This is a genomic window from Paenibacillus sp. H1-7 (genome assembly GCF_022354825.1).
In the GTDB taxonomy this organism is placed as follows: domain Bacteria; phylum Bacillota; class Bacilli; order Paenibacillales; family NBRC-103111; genus Paenibacillus_S.
In genome coordinates, this window is record NZ_CP031168.1 from 1538405 (window position 1) to 1561570 (window position 23166).

The window sequence follows — 23166 nt, forward strand, 5'->3', positions numbered from 1 at the left end:
TCGGGCGGTGGTTAGCCGCATGTCTCCGATCAGTAAATAGCCCCGAGTCATTCCCGTTACCGGATGCTGTGAGGATCCGCGAGCCTTCGTAACGTGGATCGAACTAGGGTGGAACCACGAGACCAAGCGCACTCGTCCCTTTCGGGATGATGCGCTTTTTTATTTGTTTACATTTTCAGGAGGTTGAAAACTATGGCAGTGAAAGTAACGTTTCCCGACGGCGCGGTCAGGGAATACGAGCAAGGGACAACAATTGAAGAGGTAGCGGGCTCTATCAGCTCCGGATTGAAGAAAAATGCGGTTGTGGGCAAGGTCGACGGCAAGGTTGTCGATTTGAACACGGCTCTGGAGCAAGATGCAGCCCTGGAAATCGTTACGCTGGACAGCGAGGCCGGTTTGGAAGTGTACCGCCACAGCACGGCTCACTTGATGGCTCAAGCGATCAAGCGAATCTACGGCGAGAAAGCTGTGAAGCTGGGTATCGGTCCTGTTATCGAGGACGGATTTTATTATGACATCGATCTGGAGACGCCGATTACACCGGAGGATTTGACCAAAATCGAGAAGGAAATGGAGAAAATTACGCAGGAGAACTTGCCGATCCGCCGCAGAGTGGTGGGCCGGGAAGAAGCGATTCGTATTTTCACCGAGCTTGGAGATCCATTGAAGCTGGAGCTGATCCGCGATTTGCCGGAGGATTCCGTGCTGACGATTTACGATCAGGGTGAGTTTTTCGATTTGTGCAGAGGCCCGCATTTGCCTTCCACAGGCCGTATCAAAGCGTTCAAGCTGTTGAGCGTGGCGGGAGCTTACTGGCGCGGCGATTCGAAGAACAAGATGCTGCAGCGTATTTACGGCACGGCCTTCCCTAAAAAAGCGGAGCTGGACGAGCATCTCCATTTGCTCGAGGAAGCGAAGAAGCGCGACCACCGGAAGCTGGGTAAAGAGCTGCAAATGTTCACGTTCTCCCGTGAAGTCGGACAAGGACTTCCGCTGTGGCTGCCGCACGGGGCGAAAGTGCGCCGTACGATGGAGCGCTATATCGTTGATCTGGAGGAAAGACTCGGCTATCAGCACGTGTATACGCCGGTATTGGCCAATGTGGAGCTGTATAAGACTTCCGGCCACTGGGAGCACTATCAGGAGGATATGTTCCCTAAAATGATCATGGACAACGAGGAGCTCGTCCTTCGTCCAATGAACTGTCCGCACCATATGATGGTGTACAAAAGCGACATGCGCAGCTATCGGGACTTGCCGATCCGCGTAGCGGAGCTTGGAACGATGCACCGTTATGAAATGTCGGGAGCATTGACCGGCTTGCACCGTGTACGTGCGATGACCTTGAACGACGCGCACATTTTCTGCCGTCCGGATCAGATCAAGGAAGAGTTTGCCCGCGTTGTCAATCTGATTCGTCAGGTTTACGAGGACTTCGGCATCACGGAGTACCGCTTCCGTCTGTCGTATCGCGATCCGCAGGATACCGAGAAATATTTCCCGGACGATCAAATGTGGGAAATGTCCCAGCGCATGCTGCGTGAAGTAGTCGAGGAGCTTGGCTTGCCGTTCTATGAGGCCGAGGGCGAGGCGGCTTTCTACGGTCCGAAGCTGGACGTACAGATCAAAACGGCGTTGAAAAAAGAAGAAACGTTGTCCACGGCACAGCTGGACTTCCTGCTGCCTGAGCGCTTCCAATTGGAGTACGTTGGCGAAGACGGCCAAAAGCACCGTCCGGTCGTTATTCACCGCGGCATCATCTCCACGATGGAGCGGATGACGGCGTTCCTGCTGGAAAACTTCGCAGGCAATTTGCCGACTTGGCTGTCCCCGGTACAGGCCAAAGTTATTCCTGTATCCACAGCCTTCGAAGCTTATGCGAAGCAAGTGGAAGAGAAGCTGCAGCTTGCCGGCATTCGCGTAGAATCCGATCTTCGTAACGAGAAGCTCGGATATAAAATCCGCGAAGCACAGCTGGAGAAAATCCCTTACATGCTCGTCGTGGGCGAGAATGAGATGAACAGCTCGAGCGTGTCCGTCCGTAAGCGCGGCGCCGGAGATCTCGGCACGCAGAGCTTGGACAGCACGGTAGAATTGATTAGCGAAGCGATCCGTACGAAGCAGATCGACTAAGCGGCATTTAAAAACGGATAAATTCCTTTGGGGATTTATCCGTTATCCGTTTTTGCTTATAAAGAAACCCATGATATTGAAAATTCTGCAGATCCCCCGGTGGGGTACTTCCTTCCGGCCGTTGTTGTTATCAGGAATAATTTTTAACTTATCACACTTTCTAGAGGTCATTTCCCGATAACAAAGGCGGCCACTCCGTTCCTTCAGGAGATAGGATTGCAGCTATGCCCGCTTTTCGGGAGTTATGCCGAGTGGAGTGCTTGCTCCAAGCAGGCAAGAGTCCCAGCAATATAACAGGGAGCGGATGCTTCGCAAGGGAAGAATATAAGGGAATGGAACGTCCGGGAACGGGCGTTTTTTTTCTTGCATTGCTGCAGGTTCGATTAATGCATGGATATTGCTTTTGGACGAGGATTGTATAATCCTAGCATGTTTTGGACAGCCTCTTATATTAAGGGGAGGTTTTAAACCAAGTATGTTACCAAAAGCCGCAAGTCATGTGAAGTGGATCTGTTTCATTGCCGTTCTGTTAGGATTGTTCATGGCACTTGAACAAGAGCAGCAGTCGCTGGCTCAAGACAGTCTGGTCGATCATGGTCAGTGGAATGAGGCGTTACCGACATTGTCGCACCAAACGAATTCGAATCCAGGCAAGGCGCCGGGCAAGCAGCCCGATAACGGAGCAGCTAATCAGCAGGATGCGACAACAGTGTCGACTGTAAGACAGTCCGCAAATGTAAACAAGCAGAGCGACAAATATACGTTTCTACCGAATATGAAAAAAGACATTGCCAAATATACCGCTGTCGAAGTGGTCGCTACAGGGTATTATGCAGGCAAGGAGTCGACCGGTAAAAACCCCGGACATCCCGAGTACGGCGTTACGTTTTCCGGGATGAAGGTGCAGAGAGACCGGAATTCGTTTTCCACCATTGCAGCGGACCCGTCCGTGTTTCCTCTTGGAACGGTGCTGTGGATACCGGGCTACGGCTACGGAATCGTGGCAGATACGGGGAGTGCGATCAAGGGCAAACGCATCGATTTGTATTTTGAAACGAAGGATCAGGTATACTCCGAATGGGGCAAGAAAACACTGAACGTGTTTATCGTCAAAAAGGGCGACGGGAAAATTACGAAAGCCATTTGGAGCCAGCTGGAAAACGAGATTTTGTTTTAAACTTCCAACATAATTGCTGTTCACCCCACCCATAATAAGCTTGGAAGGGGAGGTGAATACATCATGGCTAAGAACAAAAAACAAAAGCAGCAAAACGATACGGAATTTTCCCAAGAGGTTGTTGCTAAAAACGTGAAGCAAGCTGGGCAAAACAATGCAAATGAAGGTGCCAACAACAGTTCCAAATACTAATTCAAACCGTTGAACGGTTGTAAGCTGGCGTATCATGATGCGCCGGCTTTTTGTTATGCTGCGAATGAAGAAGACGGGTTACCCGTATATAAATGTTTGGAAAGGTTACATAGAAAGCGGTATCAGCCCTAAAGATACCCTAATTATCATTTGCTTGCTGAAATTTATGGTTTTCAACTTGCTGCTTTTAGTGTAAAATATAAATATTGTTATAAATGTTAACATTAAAAGATAGGTGATGTCCCATGTTAAATGCTTCGTGGACGGAGAGTATGAAACCGGTGAATCAACGAAAAGCAGCTGAAATATACCCTTTTCTAGAGGCGTATATCGCCCGCAAGGAAGAGCAGATCGCCGAAATGGAGCAAGGCATCGAGCGTTATGAGAAAAAACGGCTCATGGAAGAACGCAGCTATCAGTCGATGTCAGCTTTTCGCAGGATGTTTGCCGGAAGAAAGCCGGATCATCATTTGGCCGTCGAATATATCCACTACGTGAAGAAGCCGATGGAACAGATCAGGCAGCTTCGGCTCGAATTGGAGAATGCGCGGACGATCATGAGCAGCAGCAAACCATCGGATTTTGTATCGATCAGCGACGATCTGGAAAAGGAAATCGGCATGTAGCTGTAAGCATGCGGCGGATTCGTTCAGTTGGCTTCGGTAGGCAACGGCTCTTGATAAAGCCGCTGCTGGCGGGGCTTTTTTTGTTGTCTTCTAGTATCCGTTCGACTGGAAGCGACAATCTTTTGCTTTACGACAAAAAACTCGCTATAATAATGTCAGTCCGGCGGCTGCAGGCTCAATCTCTAAAGGATAATTGAAATAGGAGGGATTCGATGAAGCGCCAAGTACTCATCGCAATATTTTGTCTTAGCTTAGTAGCAACTGCAACTGCTTGTTCCAAATCTGCCGATCAGGCTGGAACAGCCAATCCAGGGAATACATCCACCCCGTCGCAAACACAAACACCGTCGCCGACGCCATCCGCTACGCCTACACCTGCACCAGGAACGGGGAACGGTGGAGGTGCAACGCCAACGGAAACTCCAAAACCGACGCCAACTCCTGTGGTGGCACCGCAAGGATCTAAAGATCAGCCGGTTGTGAACAAGGATCAGTTCAAAAATGTTCAAATGGGCATGTCCTTTGCCGAAGTGGAAAAAACAATGGGCAAAATGGGCAAACTTATTAACGAGTCCAAAAACGATGACGGCAGCACGCCTGCACAAACTTATGAATATAAATTCGAGGATGGCAGCTCGGTTAAAGTGACTTTTATCAACGGTAAAGTAACTTCCAAATCAGGCTAATGCCGAAAAACTTAAAAGGGCCATTCTCCTCAACAGAGTGTCTGTTGAGGAGAATGGCCCTTTTTTTGCTTGTTTTTTGAGTGATTAAGGTTGGGAACGCGGGTATTTAGCGGCCTTTCAGCTTTTTCAGTTCAATGAAATCGTGCTCCTGGCTGTAGGCAGGGACGCCATGAATACCTACGTCCAGTCCGACAAGCTCTTCGTCCCGGCTTACCCGTACGGGTACTAAGCGATTAATAAGCTTCAAGCTTAACCATGTGATGAAAAAGCCCCATATTGAGACGGTTATCAAGCCGAGCAGCTGAACGCTTAGCAGATTCCAGCCTCCGCCGTACAGCAAGCCGCTGTAGCCTTGGCCTACTCCTTCTGCCAGCTCAGGCTGCGCGAACAAGCCTACGGCCAGGGTGCCGATGCTGCCGCTGACGCCATGAACGGCGAAAGCTCCGACCGGATCGTCGATTCGTTTGGACTCAAGAAACTCGGTTGCAAAAACCATGGCAATACCGCAAATCGCTCCGATCAATATGGCTGCCGCATCGCTTACGAAGGCACAACCGGCCGTAATTCCGACCAGTCCTGCCAGCGAGCCGTTGATAACCATCGGAGGGTCCGCTTTGCGGTAGCGCAGCATAGTGAACAGGATACATGACGCCCCGCCGGCGGCTGCAGCCAGCATAGTCGTGACGGCGATATGACCGATCGAGCTGTTTGTAGCGCTAAGGGTACTTCCCGAGTTGAAGCCGAACCAGCCGAACCACAAAATAAACGCTCCGACGGAAGCAAGCGGAAGATTCGAGGGCGGAACGATGTTCGGGGTCCCATTATCCGCAAATTTCCCGATTCGGGGACCGATGAACAGCGCTGCGGCCAGAGCCGAGAAGCCTCCCATCGCGTGAATGACGGCGGATCCCGCGAAATCGATCATTCCCATGCTCCCGAGCCATCCTCCGACACTCCAGACCCAATGGCCGGCAATAGGGTAAATAAGCCCTGTCATAGCAATCGTATATAAAATATAAGCATGGAAATTAATTCGCTCGGCTACCGCTCCGGAGACGATCGAAATGACGGCGATGACGAATGCGCATTGGAATAGCCAGTACGTATCATTGGAGATGGACAGACTAATGTGTGTTAGGTCTCCTCCCATCATAAAGCCGCTTGTGCCGATCAAACCGGAAACGTCTTTGCCGTACATGAGTCCAAAGCCGATAAAATAAAAGACAAGTGCTCCGAAGGTAATATCGACAAATACTTTCATAATGATACTGACGGCATTTTTTTGCCTTACAAAACCCGCTTCCAGCAAGGCAAAGCCGCCTTCCATCAACAATATCATCGCGGCCGTCAGCACTACCCAAATCGTATCCAGGCCACTAGACAAAGCGGTTAAATCCATCGTTTCAACTCCCTTACCCCATACGATATGATCCATTCACGCCACTCATTATACGGTTGCAATGATAGTTATGTCAACGAATTACGTAAGATATAGTAACATTATTTGAGCATTATTCGTTTTTGGGATTTGGGATAATTTTTGCAATAGGGGCTCATTCTATTACTAAAACATCTCAGGAGGCCTGACGGATGATTCCTTTGGATTCGAGCCTGGTAAACCGTGAAGAAGCGTTTGATCAGATGCGCAATTATTTACAGCCTTATCAATTTTCGCTTGGCGGCAATTGGGAGTATGATCATGGTTATTTTGACCGGGCGTTGGACGACGATAACAAAGTATGGCTCCGCCTTCCGTTTAATGTGACCCACGGCGTATTGGATGGGGATACGGACGCAACCGACGCGATTATCCGATTCGGAACGCCGTTTGTATTGAAGCACTTATATAATGAAGGGCTTGACCGGGAAGCACGTATCAATACGGTTGGAGCTCTGGTCGACCAATTCCAGGAGCCCGTCGATAAAGATGCTCCTGTTGGTGATCCTTGGGTGGATAAGGCGAAAAAGGTCTTGCGACAAGTAGAGGAGGGGTCAATCCCCAGTTAATCAATCCCCCCACCCCCCCCTTACTCTTAAGGGGGGCCCGGGCGCTGGCGCCCCTGGACCCCGCAAAAAGTTGGTGGAGGGAGAGGACGTTGGCGACTTCGAAGGTACATAGGTGGGAGGAACGCGTCGGTCCGGACCGCTTTGCTAAAGCAAAGGCTGTCCGGACACGCTTGCCAGTAGTGCGGGAACGGGCTGGGGCTGGAAGTGAAGCGGCACGGTTGGGATCGCGTTCGTCCAGAGGCTGCTTTGCTGCGCAAAGTTTGCTCTGGACACGCTTGACGTTGGAGCAAAAATTAAAACATGAAAACACAAAACCCTCGTTCGAAGGTCTGTTTAATAAGAAAGGCTTTGGTCTTCCCAACCAAAGTCTTTCTTATTAAATGCGCTTCTCTCTCGTCGGCTGATCAATCCCCCCACCCCCCCTTACTCTTAAGGGGGGCCCCGGGCGCTGGCGCCCCTGGACCCCGCAAAGGTTGGTGGAGGGAGAAGGCGTTGGCGACTTCGAAGTGACGTTGGGTGGGAGGAACGCGTCGGTCCGGACCGCTTTGCTAAAGCAAAGGCCGTCCGGACACGCTTGCCAGTAGTGCGGGAACGGGCTGGGGCTGGGAGTGAAGCGGCACGGTTGGGAGCGCGTTCGTCCAGATGCTGCTTTGCTGCGCAAAGTGAGCTCTGGACACGCTTGACGTTAGTGCAAACATTAAAACATGAAAACACAAAACCCTCGTTCGAAAGTCTATTTAATAAGAAAGGCTTTGGTCTTCCCGACCAAAGTCTTTCTTATTAAATGCGCTTCTCTCTCGCAAGAATATGCTTCTCTATCGTGCCGCGTACCTATGAGTACTAGCCCGTTCCCGCACTCATGGAAACGTGTACCCTTTCTCTTTGCGAGGCAAAGCGAAAGGGTACGGACGCGATCCCACCACTAGCCCCCACATCGAAGTAACCCAGCGTAACTCCAACTCCAACTTACGGGGTCCAGGGGCGTAGCGCCCGGGGGCCCCCCTTGAGAGCAAGGGGGGGGATGGGGGGATTGATTCTTATGGGGGGATTGATTTTAGTCTCAATTTATTTAATTTTAAGGTTTCTTTAAGGTTACTTAGGCAATATATAGTCAAGGATAGCAAGTAACAATAATTCGTTGAAGCCTTGTGAATGGGAGGGTTCTTATATGGAAGACAACAAAAAAGAGAATGATGATTTCTATCGCCGTCAGGATGGCGATTCCAATGATACAACGTCCCGGGAGACCAAAGCGGAGCCCGGCGAATCGAAGCAGGAGCGGCCTTCTTACTATTACTCTTACGGACCTTATAACTCAGCTATGAATAATGAGGAATCGGCAGCCGCACATAATGCGGGAAATACCCAAGAGGATGTAGCTGTTGAAATGACCCCTCCGAAGCCGGTTCGTACGTTCTCTTACAACGGATCGGACAACGGCGCACAGGATCCGATGAGAAACTGGCAGTTCGAGCAGCCGAAAAAACGGGGTTCTTCCCTTAAAAGCACATTTATCGCCTTTTTGGCCGGAGCTGTTGTAGTCGGAAGCTTGATGTTCGCCTCGGACCGAATGAATCTGTTCACTGGAACAAAAGGTGTTATGAACAGCGGAGCGGGATCGTCTTCGGCTTCATCCTCCGGCTCGACAGGCAGCGGAGCCGTCAAGCCGACCGCTCTAAGCATGGGCAGACCGGATAACATCGCACAAATTGCAGAGCAATCCGGACCGGCCGTAGTCAAGATCGAGACCAAGGTCAAATCCAAGGCGACGAGCCGCGGCAACTCCTTGTTCGACGATCCGTTCTTCCGTCAATTTTTCGGCGATGAAATGCCTAATCAGCAAAAACCGAAGAGCAACACGGACCAGCTGGTGCCGGGAGGTATGGGAACCGGGTTTATTTTTGAAAAATCCGGCTACATCTTGACGAACGAGCACGTAATCGACGGTGCGGACGAAATCTGGGTTACGGTGCAGGGCTTCGAGGAGCCGTTCAAAGCTACGTTGCTGGGCAACAGCTATGACCTCGACTTGGCCGCTCTGAAGATTGAGCCGAAGGACGGCAAAGAATTCCCATGGCTGCCGCTCGGCAAAGCGGAAGATACGAACGTCGGTGACTGGGTAGTGGCTATCGGTAACCCTTACGGCTTCGACCATACAGTAACTGTCGGGGTGCTGAGCGCCAAAGAACGTCCGATCTCGATTCCGGACAGCCAAGGAACCCGTAACTACAAGCATTTGCTGCAAACCGACGCTTCCATTAACCCGGGGAATTCCGGCGGACCGCTTCTTAACCTGAACGGGGAAGTTATCGGAATCAATACCGCGGTTAGCGCACAGGCGCAAGGGATCGGTTTTGCGATTCCGACCAGCACGATTTCGAGCGTCTTGGATAATTTGAAAAATAACGTGAAAATTCCGAAAGAACCGGCTCCATTCATTGGCGTGACGCTTGCTCCTATCGACAAGGAGTGGGTGAGCGAGCTGAAGCTGGAAAACACGGAAGGCGCGATCGTCTCCGATGTCGTTCGCAAGAGCCCTGCATTCAAAGCCGGCATCAGACCCTATGACGTCATTGTGGAAGTAAATGGGGTCAAGGCCAAAACGACAGCCGAAGTACAGTCTAAGATCCAGGCGTTGAAGGTGAACGAAAAAGCGACTTTGGGTGTTATGCGCGACGGCAAAAAAGAGTCGATCACAGTTACCATCGGTGATAAAAACGCAGAGACGACCGAATAACTATAGTAAATAGAAAAAGGTTAGAGCAAGGTACAAACAAGAAGTAGAGCGAATCGTTTCGTGAAGCTCTGCTTCTTTTTGTATCCGGAGGCACGAATTTGATACAATACGGATAAGGTGGTGTTGCGAATGAGAGAGAAAATACTGGTGATAGACGACGACGAAAAAATTACATCGATGCTGCGGCGCTCGCTTGCTTTTGAAGGCTATACGGTCTTTACGGCGAACCACGGCATGGATGGATTGAAGCAAATATTGGAGCACGACCCGGACGCGGTCATTCTGGATGTCATGATGCCGCAGCTGGACGGCTGGGAAGTCGTACGCCGTATTCGCGAGGGCGGAGCGAGCGTTCCTGTGCTGATGCTGACTGCTAAGGACGAGGTGGCGGATCGGGTGAAGGGTCTCGACATCGGGGCTGACGATTATTTGGTCAAGCCCTTCGCATTGGAGGAGCTTCTGGCGAGAGTACGCGTCCTTTTGCGGAGAAAGAGCGCCGAGAAGGCGGAGCAGGAAACGAACCGGCTTCAATACCAAGATGTATTCATGGATCTCGATACGCGCGAAGTATTCCGCGGAGGCCAGCTAATCGAATTGACGACCAAGGAGTTCGAGCTGCTGCACCTGTTTATGCAAAATCCGAAGCGGGTTCTATCCCGCGATTTGATCATGGAAAAAATATGGGGTTACGACTACAGCGGCGAGTCAAACGTGCTGGAGGTTTACATCGCGCTGCTGCGACAAAAAACGGAGGAGCATGGGCACAAACGGATGATCCAAACCGTTCGTGGCGCCGGGTACGTACTGAGAGGAGAGGGCTGACTTGTCCATACGTCTTCGACTTACTTTATGGTATACGGGCATATTGTCGGTCACGGTGCTTCTGTTCGGCTTCGGTCTGTACGGGCTTCTCTACTATAATAATTATGATTATTACAAAGAGGAGCTGCAGAAGCAGGCCGACAGTGTATACTCGAGAATTCAATCGGTTGTCCGCATCACTTCAGGCGGAATAAGCTGGGATTTTGTGCTTCAGGGGAGAGATTTGCTCCGCGGCTCGAATACGTTTTTTCAGGTGGATAATTTTGAGAATGGAAACCAGGACAAATCGACGAATTTGAAGGAACTCAATTTAACGATTCCGCCGCTTTCTGAAAAACAAAAGCAGCAAATGGTTGAGGACTCTTACTTGATTCGCAAAACCAAGATTGAAAATCTCGATTTTCTAGTATACAGCAGGCCGATTATGGTGCAAAAAGGAAACCAAAGTTATATGGGGGGCTCTTTTCAAGCGGCGGTTTATATTGAGTCGTCCGAGAAAATGTTCTCGCTGTTGCGAATTGTTTTAATGGCGGCTTCTCTTGTGACCATCATGCTGGCGGCTTCTGTTGGTTGGTTCTTAGCGCGAAAAGCGCTCCAGCCAATCGAACAGGTTATCATTGCAGCCGATCAGATTGAGAAGGGTGCTGACCTGGGAAATCGCATCAATTACGATGGTCCGGAAGATGAAATCGGCAGGTTAACCAACACCATTAATGGCATGCTGGGACGGCTGCAAACGACCTACTCGGAGTTGGAGGAGGCGTACCGAAGACAGCGGAGATTCGTGTCCGATGCATCGCACGAGCTTCGCACGCCGCTCACCACGATACGGGGCAATGTCGATCTGCTGGAAAAAATGTGGAAGCAGACGGCGGCTATCGGAGACGGTAAAAATAACGGTCAGCTGGAGATATCGTTGGAGGCTATGCATGATATTGCAGGTGAGGCGGAGCGCATGTCGCGGCTGGTTAATGATCTGCTGGCTTTGGCCAGAGCCGATGCAGGCTTCCAGATCGAGAAAAGTGAAATTGAGCTGAAGCCTATTGTAGAACAGGTCATCCGCAGAGCGCAGCTGCTCCCTCGTTCGGTGGAATGGGTGGCAGGCGATTTGTCGGCATTGGAAGGCGCGTATGTGAAAGGCAGCAGAGATTATTTGCAGCAGCTGATTTTTATTTTCGTGGAGAATGCTTTTAAGTATACGGAAAAAGGTTACGTCAAGCTGGACGCGCTGCGCATGAACGACCAGATCGGCATTCGGATCGAGGATACCGGTATTGGTATGGATAAGGAAGAGATCCCGCTTATTTTTGAGCGGTTTTATAGAGCAGACCCTTCCAGGGGGAAAACGTCGGGAACCGGCCTAGGCTTGTCCATCGCCAAATGGATTATCGACGAGCATTACGGCTCCATCGAGGTCAAGACCCGCAAAGAGGAAGGAAGCATCTTCATTATTTGGCTCCCTCTATTACCCGATTCGACATCAATCGTGAACAGGCATTCCATACAAGAAGGGAATCAGGTATAATAGAAGGGAAGGGCAGGTGCAAGGATGGACATTATTAAAATTTCCCCGCGGGGCTACTGCTACGGGGTTGTAGATGCGATGGCGCTGGCCACGCAGACGGCGAAGAATCTGGATCTGCCGCGGCCTGTATATATATTAGGTATGATCGTTCATAATGCTCATGTGACGGATTATTTCGATAAAGAAGGCGTTATTACGTTAGACGGTCCGAACCGTCTTGAAATTTTGCAGCAGGTGGAGTCGGGGACCGTCATTTTCACAGCCCACGGCGTTTCGCCGGAAGTACGGAGATTGGCGAGAGAGAAAGGGCTTACGGTTGTCGACGCCACTTGTCCGGATGTAACCAAGACGCATGTTTTGATTAAGGAAAAGACGGCGGATGGTTATCATGTCATCTACATCGGCAAAAAAGGCCATCCGGAGCCGGAAGGCGCCGTAGGCGTAGCCCCGGATCGGGTTCATCTGATCGAGAAGCTGGAAGAAATCGAGCAGTTGGAGTTGGATTCGTCCAAAATCATTATTACTAACCAGACGACCATGAGTCAGTGGGATATCAAGCATATAATGAATAAGCTGTTGGCGAAATTCCCGGGAGCGGAAATTCATAATGAAATTTGTCTTGCCACTCAGGTTCGCCAGGAGGCGGTAGCGGAGCAAGCGAAGGACGCCGATCTTGTACTTGTCGTGGGAGATCCGCGGAGCAACAATTCGAACCGTCTTGCGCAAGTTTCCGAAGAGATCGCGGGCGTTAAAGCGTATCGCATTGCCGATATTACGGAGCTGAAGCGGGAATGGCTGGAGCCGGTCCGGCGCGTTGCCGTAACCTCGGGCGCTTCGACTCCAACGCCGATTACAAAAGAGGTCATCCAATATTTGGAGCAGTATGATCCGAAGGATGCCACAACTTGGGAAATCAAACGAACCGTTAATTTGGATAAACTAATACCGTCGGTAAAGCAGAAGGCAGGAAACGAATAAACCACGATAGGATGAAGGAATTATGCAGCTTAAGAGTATGCCCGTAAGCAAGAAGCCGTTCCACGTCCGCAATATACTTCGTTGGCTGAAATATAAATACGTGCTGCTGACGCGTGCCAAAGGCGGACCGGGCATGGTAGCGATGGGTTTTTCCATCGGTCTTGCCATCGAAATGTTCACACTGCCTACTGTCGGCTTGGCGTTTTTTCTCATATTTCCGTTTGTCTACTTGCTGCGTGGCAGCATGGCTGCCGCTTTGATAGGATTTGTATTCGGCAAAGTCATTTACATCCCGATGACGTATTTTCATATGAAGGTCGGAGGACTTCTCATGCCAAGGGAGCTCCGCAAATTTTTGACGGATTACTTGCCTGATTGGATGGATACGTTCATCCGTTCGAATTTGAAGCTCTTACTCGGCGGCATGGTTGACGGCATTATTCTCGGATTGATCGTTTACTTCCCGATCCGCTGGGCACTGGAATTTTATGAAGCGAAACGCAAAGAAAAGCGGAAGCTAAGAAAAGCACAATTACTGATAAGCTCTGAGTCAACCCAGTAGAAAGAGATTTCTACTTGACGAGGAGCTTTTCTCGTTGTATAGTTACTTTAGCACTTAAAAGCGTATAAGCGTCGAAGCGTTTAAGCATGTACGAGTTTATCGGGAAGTTCATTATATACATCTAACTATTATAGGGAGTGACTATTATGATCGCCATCGTCTCTAATAAAGTATCCGAAGAACGAATCCAAGAAATCGTCCATCTTATCGAGAAGCAAGGTGTGCAGGCTCATTTGTCCAAAGGGGTGGACCGCACCGTCATCGGAATCATCGGTCAGGCGGATCCGAAGCTGGCTGAGCAGCTGCGCCAGATGTCCGGGGTCGAGCAAGTGGTGAAGATTTCGAAGTCCTACAAGCTGGCAAGCCGCGACTTCCATCCGGCGGATACGGTTATCAAGATTAAGGACGTAGAGATCGGAGGAGATCAGCTCGTCATTATGGGAGGACCATGCGCCGTGGAATCGCCGGAGCAGATCGACGAGATTGCCCGTCTGGTCAAGGCAGCGGGAGCTCAAGTGCTTCGCGGCGGAGCGTTCAAGCCGAGAACCGGTCCTTACAGCTTCCAGGGCGTAGGTGTGGAAGGATTGGTCATGATGGCCGAGGCCGGGAAGAAGCACGGGCTTCTGACCATTACCGAAGTCATGACGCCGGAATACGTAGATGTATGCGCGCAGTACGCGGATATCCTACAAGTCGGAACCCGAAACATGCAAAACTTCGATTTGCTGCGCAAGCTCGGAACGATCCAAACGCCGGTTTTGCTTAAGCGGGGTTTCAGTGCAACCTATGATGAATTCCTGAACGCAGCCGAGTACATCTTGGCGGGCGGCAATCCTAACGTGATGTTGTGTGAGCGCGGAATCCGAACATTCGAACCTTACACGAGAAATACGCTCGATCTGGCCGCCATCCCTGTGCTGCAATCGTTAAGCCATTTGCCGGTTATTTCCGATCCAAGCCACGGTACGGGCCGCAGAGAGCTGGTAGAGCCTATGAGTAAAGCGTCCGTAGCGGCCGGCGCTAACGGTTTGATCGTAGAAATGCATACCGATCCGGATAATTCGATGACAGGAGACGGCGTTCAATCGTTGTTCCCGGACCAATTCGCGAAGCTGATGGTAGATTTGGAGAAGCTGGCGCCGTTGTGCGGCAAACGTTTTGATACGAAAAAAGAGACTATTACCATCTAACCTTACAAAGAAATAAGGAAAAAACCAGACTTGATCTCTCGATACAGCGGGGATCAAGTCTATTTTTGTCGAAATTATGAACGGAAAACCAAGGATGTGTAAGAATACCTTACACATTCGTAAAAAATACCTTACATAAGTATTGACGATTATTAATGATTAGTTTTATAATAACACCATAATCATTAAAAAACTTGAACAATGTACGAACAAACCACGAAGAATGTTCGGAAATTAGGAGGTTGACGATTCAATGTCAGTTCAAAACGTGTTAAACATCATCAATGAAAAAGGCATCGAGTGGGTGGATTTTCGTTTTGTAGATCTTTCCGGTAGAGCCCATCATATTTCTTTGCCAGCAAATGAAGTTGACGAAGCTACATTTGAGAACGGGGTAGCTTTTGACGGGTCTTCCATCCCAGGCTTTAAAGGCATCGAAGAGTCTGACATGGTTATGCTTCCTGATACCGAGTCCGTATATGTGGATCCTTTCACAGCGCATCCTACATTGATCGTTATGTGTAACATCCATACTCCGGAAGGCGAGCGTTATGATCGCGACCCGCGCAGCATCGCTCAAAAAGCGGAAGAGTATCTGCAATCCGCTGGCGTAGGTACAACGGCATTCTTTGCTCCTGAATCCGAGTTCTTCATTTTCGACGAAGTTCGTTTCGAGAGCGGACAAAACAAAGCTTCTTATTTTGTAGATTCCGAAGAAGCTCACTGGAACTCCAACCGTAAAGAAGAAGGCGGCAACCTTGGTTTCAAAGTCGGCCACAAAGGCGGCTATGTACCGGTAGGTCCTACAGATACACAACAAGATATCCGCAGCGAAATGTGTCGTTTGCTGATGGAAGCCGGTCTTCGCATCGAGCGCCATCACCATGAAGTTGCTACAGCCGGTCAAGGTGAAATCAACTTCCGTTTCGACACATTGACTAAAACAGCTGATAACTTGATGAAATATAAATACATCGTGCAAAACACAGCTAGACAATACGGTAAAGTGGCAACCTTCATGCCAAAGCCATTGTTCGGCGATAACGGTAGCGGTATGCACGTTCACCAATCCATTTTTGACGGCGACAAGCCTTTGTTCTTCGAAAAAGGCGGCTATGCTAACCTGAGCGAGCTGGCTCTGAACTACATCGGCGGTATCTTGTACCATGCACCGGCTTTGATCGCGTTGACGAATCCGTCCACGAACTCCTTCAAACGTCTGGTTCCTGGTTACGAAGCTCCGGTTAACCTGGTGTTCTCCAAAGGTAACCGTTCCGCGGCCGTTCGTATTCCTGTTGCAGCAGTTACGCCTAAAGGCTGCCGCATTGAGTTCCGTACTCCGGACTCCACAGCTAACCCATACCTTGCTTTCGCAGCAATGCTGATGGCAGGTTTGGACGGCATCAAGAAGAAAATCGATCCTCGTGCATTGGGCTACGGTCCATTGGACAAAAACATTTACGACCTGTCGGATGCAGAAAAAGGCGAAATCCGCAGCGTACCTGGTACTTTGGATGAAGCTCTTAACGCTTTGGAAGCTGACTACGAGTTCTTGACTGAGGGCGGAGTATTTACTAAAGACTTCATAGACAACTACATCGGCTTGAAACGCGGCGAAGCAAAAGCAGTTTCCATCCGCATTCATCCGCACGAGTATTCCTTGTACTTTGACCTGTAAGATCGGTTCTGTTCGGACTCATCTATATATCCATTTGCGAAAAAACCCGGTTTCCGGGTTTTTTTGCCGTATTAGGACGATTTGGCGCCGATGTCGGCAAAAAACGTGCCGTCGACAAGCATCGGGACGGCAGAGGATACGTCGAGCCGGGTCGAATGCAGGACGTCCTGCTTATATCCGCGTGTCCGCAGCTCGCGGCCGCTGCCGCAATCCCAGATGAGCTCGCGAAGCCTGCCGACCGTACGCTCGAAGGCTGCGGCGCACAGCTCGGCTTCGGGAGAGCGGCTGCCGGACAGCCGGGCAAGGATCGCTCCGGCGCCGAGATAATCCTCGATGGCGGGCCTGAGCCGCTGCCCGGCACCGCTGTCGTCGTCCCATTGCTCCCCGCATGGGACAACGGTAACGCTAGCTCCAGGAGGCGAAGCTCTCCGGAGCTGATCCGCTGCCTGAGCGGCGGCTGCGGCATTCCGGAGACAGCCGATCAGCAGGGCGGAGGCGTCGGACGCTGCCGATGTGCAGGCAGCCCCGTTCGAGGAGCAGACGACGATCCGTCGTCCCCGGTCTGCAAGCTTGAACGACAGCGGCGATAGGGAATAGCCGCCTAGGGCTGCCGCTTCGGCCCGGCTTAGCGCCAGCTCAGCGCCGATCGCCTCTGCGTAAGCTTTGGCCTTGGCCAACGGCGGCGGGGACGGATATACAACAGCTCCATGTTCCAGAGCCGTTACAACCGTTGTTGAGAAGCTGAGAACATCGACAATGATCGTAATATCTTTGCGCTTGGCGGCTTCTATTGCTCCCCGCAGCCCCCATTCGACGCGGCAATCGTAGGGAGCTTGAGTGAAATCAGTCATAGGTTTTTCCTTCTGCCGGCGCGGCCAGGCGATGCCATTGCTGCATCGGATACATATACACGATTTTCGGGGAAATCCATTCGAACCCGAATTTGGAGTATAGCGACCGCGCTGCATCATTGTCCAGGTCGGTTTCCAGCTGCATACGATGCGCTCCATGTGCTTCGGCAATGGCAGCGGCTCGCTTCAGCAAAGCTTGTGCGACGCCTTGACGGCGGTGCTCGGGAGCTGTGAACAAGGCTTGGATGTGGAATATGGGTAAGCCCTTGGAAGTGGAGAAGCCCCAGCTGTAAGATAAAAAGCCGACATATCCGTCATCGGTCCTGGCAAGCAGGCAGCTTGCATTGGGAAACGACAGGAGCCGCTCCAGCGCTTCTATGGATTGGGATTGAGCGGAGTCATCCATAGGGTCCATTTGTCTGTAAAGAAGCAACAGCCGGCTTGCATCGTGCAGATTGTGGCGGTCAAGACCCACTATATGTACTTTCATTTTCGAGCCTCCTTTGATTGAATGTCTTTCATGGAAATTGTTACATGTTTTTCCGGAAAAATATAGACTTATATGGATCGGTTTGATATGATGTTGAATGGGGTGCGTTCGAAATTCAGGACTCCCTAGACTTATCTAAATGATCAAGATCGCTGCTGCGGATAAGCAGTGGACCGCTTTTTGAACGAGGCCTTAGAAGATTAGGCTGCAAGGTTCAAGCTAGCCGGTTTACATGCTTAGGTTCCGCCTCACGCGGTCTTTTTTTTATTTCAAAGAAAGCCGTCTCCGTCACCTTTTTGTAATAAATCCCTATTATAATGAAGCTATAACCTATCGATGATGGGAGAGGAACGAATGGGAGCGGAATGGACGGAACAAGCAGCCGTGCATCTGTTAAGCCGTGCTGCGTTTTTTGCCGGAAAACAAGATGTGAGCGCTTGCATGGAGCTGGGTAAGGAAGAAACGGTCCGCAGGCTGATAGCCGGACAATCTTTGACGGGAGCTGCCTACGAGCATCCTCCGATAGAGCAGGTTAAGGCGGACGGCAAGGAGCTGAAGCCGGATTCCATCACGGATCAGCAATCGTATTGGCTGCAGCGGATGGTTATGACGGAAGCTCCTTTAATAGAAAAAATGACGTTGTTCTGGCATGGGCATTTTGCCACGTCCTATCAGAAGGTGAAGGAAATCCCGCTCATGATCCGTCAAAATGAGCTTTTCCGCAGCCATGCTCTGGGAAGCTTCCGCGATTTGCTCGTTGCGGTCGGCAAAGACCCTGCAATGATGCTGTATCTGGATTCCAACAACAATAAGAAGGGCAAGCCCAATGAAAACTACGCCCGTGAGGTCATGGAGCTATTCTCCTTGGGACTCGGCAATTATACCGAGCAGGATATTAAGGAAGCGGCGAGAGCTTTTACGGGCTGGACGTACAGCAAGCAGACGGAGGAATTGAAATTTAATCCGAAAAATCACGATAACGGCAAAAAGACGATTCTCGGACATACAGGCAATTTCAATGAAACTAGCGTAATCGATGTATTTTACGAGCAGGAAGCATTGCCAAGGTTTATGGCTGCGAAGCTGCTGAAGTTTTTTGCGGTCAACGAGCCGTCGCCCGAATGGATCACTGAAGTGGCTGACGATTTCATACATTCCGCGAATGTGGGGGAAGTGCTGTCGAAGCTGTTTTTGTCGGATACGTTTTATGATCCTGCGGTACAGGGGAGCTTGATCAAGTCGCCGGTGGAATATGTAGTCGGCATGCTGAAGGCTTTGCGAATTCCGATGTCCAAGGGCTTCGCACAAGCAACGCGGAAAATGGGGCAGGAGCTGTACCTTCCTCCCGATGTAGCGGGATGGAGAGGCGGTACGACGTGGCTCATGACGACGTGTCTGCTCGCGCGGTACCAATTCGCCGAATCGGTAGCCAAGCGGGTGAACATTGCACAATTCAGCGGCAAGGATTACATAATGGAAGAAGGAGAGTCCGCTGACAACGGAGTCGGTCCATTCGCGCAAAATGTAGGCGTTTGGTCCTTAAGCGATCGGACACGGCAAGTTCTGGCCCAGTATGCGGAGGAGACGTTTGTCCACTCCAAGCAAAAAATGACGGGGATGAAGGGCTTGCTTCATCTGATTATGATCAGTCCGGAAGCACAGATGAAATAAGAAGGGAGCGAACGGAGCCATGAAGCTGACCAGGAGAGATTTTTTGTTAAAAGGCACGGCGCTGCTTGCAACGCTTGGTCTTGGCGGGCCGATGATTTTTGCCGAGAACGGTTCGCTGCTGAAGAGTGCAGCCGCCAGCCCCGAGCAAGACGTCGATTCTCCCGTGCTTGTCGTCATCCAGCTGTCGGGAGGCAATGACGGGATTAACACGCTGATCCCTTACGGTATGGGGGGCTACTTCGATGCTCGCCCAACGCTTAAAATTACGCAGAACGAGGTTCTGGCGATTAATAATGAAGTAGGCTTGCATCCGAGTCTGGCCATGCTGAACGAGCTGTACAAGAACGGCAAGCTTGCCATTATCCAGGGTGTCGGCTATCCGAAGCCGGATCATTCGCATTTTCGCTCGATGGAAATATGGCAGACGGCGGAGCCGGAGCAATTCATCCGTTCGGGCTGGCTGGCCCGGTATGTGGAGTCGTCGTTGTCCCAATCGGCCAATCCGCTCAAAGCATTACAAATCGGCAATAATGCGAACAAATCGTTCGCTTCGGAGAAGGTGAACGTTCCGGTCATCCAAACGGTGGAAACGTACAATATGTTCGATCCGAAGACGCCGAAAACGGAGCAAAACCGTTTGGCCAAAGCGTTCATGGATATGTACGATCCGAATCGCCAGGGGACGCAAATCAAAGTAACATGCGAGCGTGGATCGGACGCTTACCAGAGCGTTGAAGCGATTCATAATCTGACCAGCGGCTACCAAAATAAGGTGGAGTACCCGAAGTCCAATATCGCCCGGGATTTGCAGCTCGTCTCGAAGCTGTTATCCGGCCAATCGGGCACGCGGGTGTTTTATGTCGAGCTGGGAGGCTTCGACGACCACGCGCAGGAAAAGGAGCAGCATGCCAAGCTGCTGAAGCAGCTGGACGAAGCGGTAGGCACGTTCTACAAGGATCTGGAGGCCCAGGGGCTGCAGGATCGTGTAGTGACGATGGCCTTCTCGGAGTTCGGACGCAGAGTGAAGGAGAACGGCAACGGCGGCACAGACCATGGAACCGCTGCGCCAGTCCTGGTTCTGGGCGGGAAAGTAATGGGCGGGATGTACGGCGTCATGCCGAGCCTGACGAATTTGGACAACGGCGACTTGAAATATGAAGTCGACTTTCGGTCGGTTTATTATACGCTGGTCGAAAACTGGCTGAAGGGCGACGCCCGTACGGTGCTTAGGGGCAGCTTCGAGAAGCTGGCGTTTATTTAGGCCTGGAGGCACTGGAAAAAGCGGCGCTTGGGGGTGCCGCGAGCGGGCCGAGCTCAGCTGTAACGCTGAAAAACCGTCTTACAGCACGCGAGAAACGCCTGCGCCATACTGTAAGACGGAAAAACCGCGTTACAGCGCGGCATGAAGCACGTTCAGGCGCCCCTGCAGCACTGTAACACTGAAAAACCGTCTTACAGCACGCGAGAAACGCCTGCGCCATGCTGTAAGACGGAAAAACCGCGTTACAGCGCGGCATGAAGCACGTTCAGGCGCCCCTGCAGCACTGTAACGCTGAAAAACCGTCTTACAGCACGCGAGAAACGCCTGCGGCCATGCTGTAAGACGGAAAAACCGCGTTACAGAGCGGCATGAAGCACGTTCAGGCGCCCCTGCAGCTTAACGCAGAAAAACCGTCTTACAGCACGCGAGAAACGCCTAGGGCATGCTGTAAGACGGAAAAACCGCGTTACAGCGCGGCATGAAGCACGTTCAGGCGCCCCAGCTCAGCTGTAACGCTGAAAAACCGTCTTACAGCACGCGAGAAGCGCCTGCGCCATGCTGTAAGCCGGAAAAACCGCGTTACAGCGTGACATGAAGCACGTTCAGGTGCCCCAGCAGCACTGTAACGCTGAAAAACCGTCTTACAGCACGCGAGAAGCGCCTGCGCCATGCTGTAAGACGGAAAAACCGCGTTACAGCGCGGCTCTATGCGCGACCCACCACGCCGCTCCGCATTATCCCCCGAGCACGAAGGTGTCCAAGGCCTCGTACATAGGCTGGCGCCCCAAGTGAGTGCGGTACAAGATCACATGCTCCGCCATCCACTCGGAGGGAGTGGATAACGCATCTGCAGCGGCGTTCCGGAGCTCAGCCTCCGGGAACGCCGCTTCGCCTTTATATTTCCGCGCCATCGTAATATGCGGGCGAAACGGCCTGTCCTCCGGGGCAAAGCCGAGCGGGGCCACCGCCGTTTCTACTTTGGCATGCAAGGCGGCCAAAGCATTCATATCTCCGCGGACGCCCATCCACAAAATGCTCGGAGAAGACGGTCTTCCGAACGTCCCCAGCTCATTCAAACCTAGAGAAAATGGCTGGCTGCCAGCCGTGATTTCTCTTAGCTTTTCCCTGACTCGCTTGGCTGTTACCGGATCGGTGTCACCCAGAAATTTCAAAGTTAAATGCAGGTCGTGCGGATGCACCCATTTGCTGAAAGGCAGGGCCGACTGGAGAGTATTTCCCAGCTGCTGCAGTGCCGTCCGCTGCGCTCCTCCGACCGGAATGGCGATAAAAAGACGGTCTGTGCTCATAAGCCAAACCTCCTGTCGAATTGTCTTACTGGATAAGGTATCCGGCAGCTTGTGAAATATGTATCAATGATGTGAAGAATACGCATTTCTACTTGATGGATAGGGACAAACTTTGCTATCATAGCCATATCATATCAAAAGATGCTGATGCTAAAAACAAGGTGAAGGTGGAAACCATGACAAAACGCGCGTACAATTTTAACCCGGGTCCGGCGGCGCTTCCATTGGAAGTTCTCCAGCAGGCTCAAGAAACATTTGTGGAATATAACGGAATCGGTATGTCCCTGATGGAAATTTCCCATCGCAGCAAAGAGTACGAGGCTATCAACTCGGAAACGCAAAGCCTGCTGCTCGAGCTGTTGGGGTTGGAATCCGGTTACCAGGTGTTGTTCTTGGGCGGTGGCGCCAGCACGCAATTCGCTACCATTCCTTTGAATTTCTTGAAGCCGGGTAAAGTCGGCAGCTACATCATCACCGGAAGCTTTTCCGAGAAGGCTTATGAAGAAGGTAAAGTGGTCGGAGAAGCCGTTATCGCGGCATCCAATAAAGAGGGCAAGTGGAGAAGCCTGCCGAAGCAGGAAGACCTCCAAATCGACCCGAACGCTGCTTATGTGCATATGACTACGAACAATACGATCGAAGGCTCGCAGTTCTCTTACATTCCGGAAACGGGCAATATTCCGCTGATCGGCGATATGACGAGCGGCATCCTGAGCCGTCCGATCGACATGAAGAAATATGCAATGGCTTATGCAGGCGCACAAAAAAATCTGGGTCCTGCAGGCGTTACGGTAGCCGTAATTCGCGACGATTTGCTGGCGGAAGAGCCTAAGCACATCCCGACGATGCTGCGCTACACTACGCATGCGAAGAACAGCTCCCTGTACAACACACCTCCGGTACACTCGATCTACATGATGAACCTGGTTCTGAAATGGGTCAAGAACAACGGCGGCGTTGCAGCAATGGAGAAAAGCAACATCGAGAAAAGTAAGCTCGTTTACGATGTAATCGATGCAAGCGGCGGCTTCTACAACGGAAATATCGACAAGGACAGCCGTTCCATCATGAACATTACGTTCCGTTTGCCTAGCGAAGAGCTGGAGAAGAAATTCGTTAAAGAATCGGAGCAAAACAACTTTGTCGGCTTGGCCGGTCACCGCAGCGTAGGCGGCATCCGCGCTTCCGCGTACAACACAGTACCTTATGAAGCTTGCAAAGCATTGGCCGAGTTCATGGTCGATTTCCAACAACGCAACGGATAATACGTTTC

General features: G+C 51.2%; 20 protein-coding genes. 16 read left to right on the top strand and 4 right to left on the bottom strand.

What is annotated here, in order from left to right:
* The first annotated feature begins 192 nt into the window (after window positions 1–192).
* The 5 genes from thrS (at window position 193) to DVH26_RS06995 (ending at window position 4814) form a co-directional block, all read left to right on the top strand.
* Window positions 193–2133 carry a threonine--tRNA ligase gene (gene thrS, locus DVH26_RS06980; protein ID WP_239632595.1) on the top strand — a complete coding sequence of 647 codons (1941 nt, stop codon included), beginning with the start codon at window positions 193–195 and terminating at the stop codon, window positions 2131–2133.
* 475 nt (window positions 2134–2608) lie between these two features.
* Window positions 2609–3310: a 3D domain-containing protein gene (locus DVH26_RS06985; protein ID WP_239632597.1), complete on the top strand. Its 702-nt coding sequence runs from the start codon at window positions 2609–2611 to the stop codon at window positions 3308–3310.
* 63 nt (window positions 3311–3373) lie between these two features.
* Entirely contained in the window at window positions 3374–3502 is a 129-nt protein-coding gene (locus DVH26_RS37065) for a hypothetical protein (RefSeq protein ID WP_275590457.1), read from the top strand.
* Window positions 3503–3774: 272 nt separating this feature from the next.
* Window positions 3775–4128 (top strand): hypothetical protein, encoded by a 354-nt coding sequence (locus tag DVH26_RS06990; protein WP_379454354.1) that lies wholly within the window; start codon window positions 3775–3777, stop codon window positions 4126–4128.
* A 212-nt stretch (window positions 4129–4340) separates the two neighbouring features.
* Window positions 4341–4814: a hypothetical protein gene (locus DVH26_RS06995; RefSeq protein ID WP_239632601.1), complete on the top strand. Its 474-nt coding sequence runs from the start codon at window positions 4341–4343 to the stop codon at window positions 4812–4814.
* A 106-nt stretch (window positions 4815–4920) separates the two neighbouring features.
* Here the strand turns inward: DVH26_RS06995 and DVH26_RS07000 are convergent, their stop codons facing one another.
* The gene (locus DVH26_RS07000) at window positions 4921–6213 is read right to left on the bottom strand and encodes an ammonium transporter (RefSeq protein ID WP_239632604.1); all 1293 of its coding nucleotides are present in this window, start codon (window positions 6211–6213) and stop codon (window positions 4921–4923) included.
* Window positions 6214–6404: 191 nt separating this feature from the next.
* Between DVH26_RS07000 and DVH26_RS07005 the strand changes: the two genes are divergently transcribed.
* The 8 genes from DVH26_RS07005 (at window position 6405) to glnA (ending at window position 16313) form a co-directional block, all read left to right on the top strand.
* A complete protein-coding gene (locus DVH26_RS07005) occupies window positions 6405–6821 on the top strand; it encodes a YugN-like family protein (RefSeq protein ID WP_239632607.1) in 417 nt (138 codons plus the stop codon).
* A 1168-nt stretch (window positions 6822–7989) separates the two neighbouring features.
* On the top strand, window positions 7990–9558 hold the full coding sequence (locus DVH26_RS07010) for a S1C family serine protease (RefSeq protein ID WP_239632609.1): 1569 nt from the start codon (window positions 7990–7992) through the stop codon (window positions 9556–9558).
* A gap of 129 nt (window positions 9559–9687) precedes the next feature.
* Window positions 9688–10380: a response regulator transcription factor gene (locus DVH26_RS07015; RefSeq protein ID WP_239632612.1), complete on the top strand. Its 693-nt coding sequence runs from the start codon at window positions 9688–9690 to the stop codon at window positions 10378–10380.
* Window position 10381: 1 nt separating this feature from the next.
* Complete coding sequence (locus tag DVH26_RS07020) at window positions 10382–11905, top strand: sensor histidine kinase (RefSeq protein ID WP_239632615.1); 1524 nt, start codon at window positions 10382–10384, stop codon at window positions 11903–11905.
* Window positions 11906–11929: 24 nt separating this feature from the next.
* Window positions 11930–12883, top strand: coding sequence for a 4-hydroxy-3-methylbut-2-enyl diphosphate reductase (locus DVH26_RS07025; RefSeq protein WP_239632617.1), 954 nt, complete (start codon window positions 11930–11932; stop codon window positions 12881–12883).
* Between the two features lie 22 nt (window positions 12884–12905).
* Window positions 12906–13445 carry a DUF2062 domain-containing protein gene (locus tag DVH26_RS07030; RefSeq protein WP_239632619.1) on the top strand — a complete coding sequence of 180 codons (540 nt, stop codon included), beginning with the start codon at window positions 12906–12908 and terminating at the stop codon, window positions 13443–13445.
* A 146-nt stretch (window positions 13446–13591) separates the two neighbouring features.
* A complete protein-coding gene (aroF, locus tag DVH26_RS07035) occupies window positions 13592–14635 on the top strand; it encodes a 3-deoxy-7-phosphoheptulonate synthase (protein ID WP_239632621.1) in 1044 nt (347 codons plus the stop codon).
* 253 nt (window positions 14636–14888) lie between these two features.
* The gene (gene glnA / locus DVH26_RS07040) at window positions 14889–16313 is read left to right on the top strand and encodes a type I glutamate--ammonia ligase (protein WP_239632623.1); all 1425 of its coding nucleotides are present in this window, start codon (window positions 14889–14891) and stop codon (window positions 16311–16313) included.
* A gap of 71 nt (window positions 16314–16384) precedes the next feature.
* On the opposite strand, the gene DVH26_RS07045 is transcribed toward glnA, so the two are convergent.
* Window positions 16385–17164, bottom strand: a complete 780-nt coding sequence (locus DVH26_RS07045) for a 2-phosphosulfolactate phosphatase (protein ID WP_239632625.1) — start codon at window positions 17162–17164, stop codon at window positions 16385–16387.
* Window positions 17157–17654, bottom strand: coding sequence for a GNAT family N-acetyltransferase (locus DVH26_RS07050; protein ID WP_239632627.1), 498 nt, complete (start codon window positions 17652–17654; stop codon window positions 17157–17159). Before DVH26_RS07050 ends, DVH26_RS07045 begins: the two co-directional genes overlap by 8 nt.
* Window positions 17655–18008: 354 nt before the next feature.
* Here DVH26_RS07050 and DVH26_RS07055 point away from each other — a divergent pair, with 354 nt between their 5' ends.
* Both DVH26_RS07055 and DVH26_RS07060 read left to right on the top strand, forming a co-directional pair.
* Window positions 18009–19325, top strand: coding sequence for a DUF1800 domain-containing protein (locus tag DVH26_RS07055; RefSeq protein WP_239632629.1), 1317 nt, complete (start codon window positions 18009–18011; stop codon window positions 19323–19325).
* 19 nt (window positions 19326–19344) lie between these two features.
* Entirely contained in the window at window positions 19345–20586 is a 1242-nt protein-coding gene (locus DVH26_RS07060) for a DUF1501 domain-containing protein (RefSeq protein ID WP_239632632.1), read from the top strand.
* Between the two features lie 734 nt (window positions 20587–21320).
* Here the strand turns inward: DVH26_RS07060 and thpR are convergent.
* Window positions 21321–21893: an RNA 2',3'-cyclic phosphodiesterase gene (gene thpR, locus DVH26_RS07065; protein ID WP_239632634.1), complete on the bottom strand. Its 573-nt coding sequence runs from the start codon at window positions 21891–21893 to the stop codon at window positions 21321–21323.
* A 176-nt stretch (window positions 21894–22069) separates the two neighbouring features.
* Here thpR and serC point away from each other — a divergent pair, with 176 nt between their 5' ends.
* Entirely contained in the window at window positions 22070–23158 is a 1089-nt protein-coding gene (gene serC / locus DVH26_RS07070; protein WP_239632637.1) for a 3-phosphoserine/phosphohydroxythreonine transaminase, read from the top strand.
* Window positions 23159–23166: the final 8 nt, after the last annotated feature.

Coding starts and splice junctions, on each gene's coding strand:
- thrS (WP_239632595.1), top strand. CDS start 193: ATGGCAGTGAAAGTAACGTTTCCCGACGGCGCGGTCAGGGAATACGAG.
- DVH26_RS06985 (WP_239632597.1), top strand. CDS start 2,609: ATGTTACCAAAAGCCGCAAGTCATGTGAAGTGGATCTGTTTCATTGCC.
- DVH26_RS37065 (WP_275590457.1), top strand. CDS start 3,374: ATGGCTAAGAACAAAAAACAAAAGCAGCAAAACGATACGGAATTTTCC.
- DVH26_RS06990 (WP_379454354.1), top strand. CDS start 3,775: ATGAAACCGGTGAATCAACGAAAAGCAGCTGAAATATACCCTTTTCTA.
- DVH26_RS06995 (WP_239632601.1), top strand. CDS start 4,341: ATGAAGCGCCAAGTACTCATCGCAATATTTTGTCTTAGCTTAGTAGCA.
- DVH26_RS07000 (WP_239632604.1), bottom strand. CDS start 6,213: ATGGATTTAACCGCTTTGTCTAGTGGCCTGGATACGATTTGGGTAGTG.
- DVH26_RS07005 (WP_239632607.1), top strand. CDS start 6,405: ATGATTCCTTTGGATTCGAGCCTGGTAAACCGTGAAGAAGCGTTTGAT.
- DVH26_RS07010 (WP_239632609.1), top strand. CDS start 7,990: ATGGAAGACAACAAAAAAGAGAATGATGATTTCTATCGCCGTCAGGAT.
- DVH26_RS07015 (WP_239632612.1), top strand. CDS start 9,688: ATGAGAGAGAAAATACTGGTGATAGACGACGACGAAAAAATTACATCG.
- DVH26_RS07025 (WP_239632617.1), top strand. CDS start 11,930: ATGGACATTATTAAAATTTCCCCGCGGGGCTACTGCTACGGGGTTGTA.
- DVH26_RS07030 (WP_239632619.1), top strand. CDS start 12,906: ATGCAGCTTAAGAGTATGCCCGTAAGCAAGAAGCCGTTCCACGTCCGC.
- aroF (WP_239632621.1), top strand. CDS start 13,592: ATGATCGCCATCGTCTCTAATAAAGTATCCGAAGAACGAATCCAAGAA.
- glnA (WP_239632623.1), top strand. CDS start 14,889: ATGTCAGTTCAAAACGTGTTAAACATCATCAATGAAAAAGGCATCGAG.
- DVH26_RS07045 (WP_239632625.1), bottom strand. CDS start 17,164: ATGACTGATTTCACTCAAGCTCCCTACGATTGCCGCGTCGAATGGGGG.
- DVH26_RS07050 (WP_239632627.1), bottom strand. CDS start 17,654: ATGAAAGTACATATAGTGGGTCTTGACCGCCACAATCTGCACGATGCA.
- DVH26_RS07055 (WP_239632629.1), top strand. CDS start 18,009: ATGGGAGCGGAATGGACGGAACAAGCAGCCGTGCATCTGTTAAGCCGT.
- DVH26_RS07060 (WP_239632632.1), top strand. CDS start 19,345: ATGAAGCTGACCAGGAGAGATTTTTTGTTAAAAGGCACGGCGCTGCTT.
- thpR (WP_239632634.1), bottom strand. CDS start 21,893: ATGAGCACAGACCGTCTTTTTATCGCCATTCCGGTCGGAGGAGCGCAG.
- serC (WP_239632637.1), top strand. CDS start 22,070: ATGACAAAACGCGCGTACAATTTTAACCCGGGTCCGGCGGCGCTTCCA.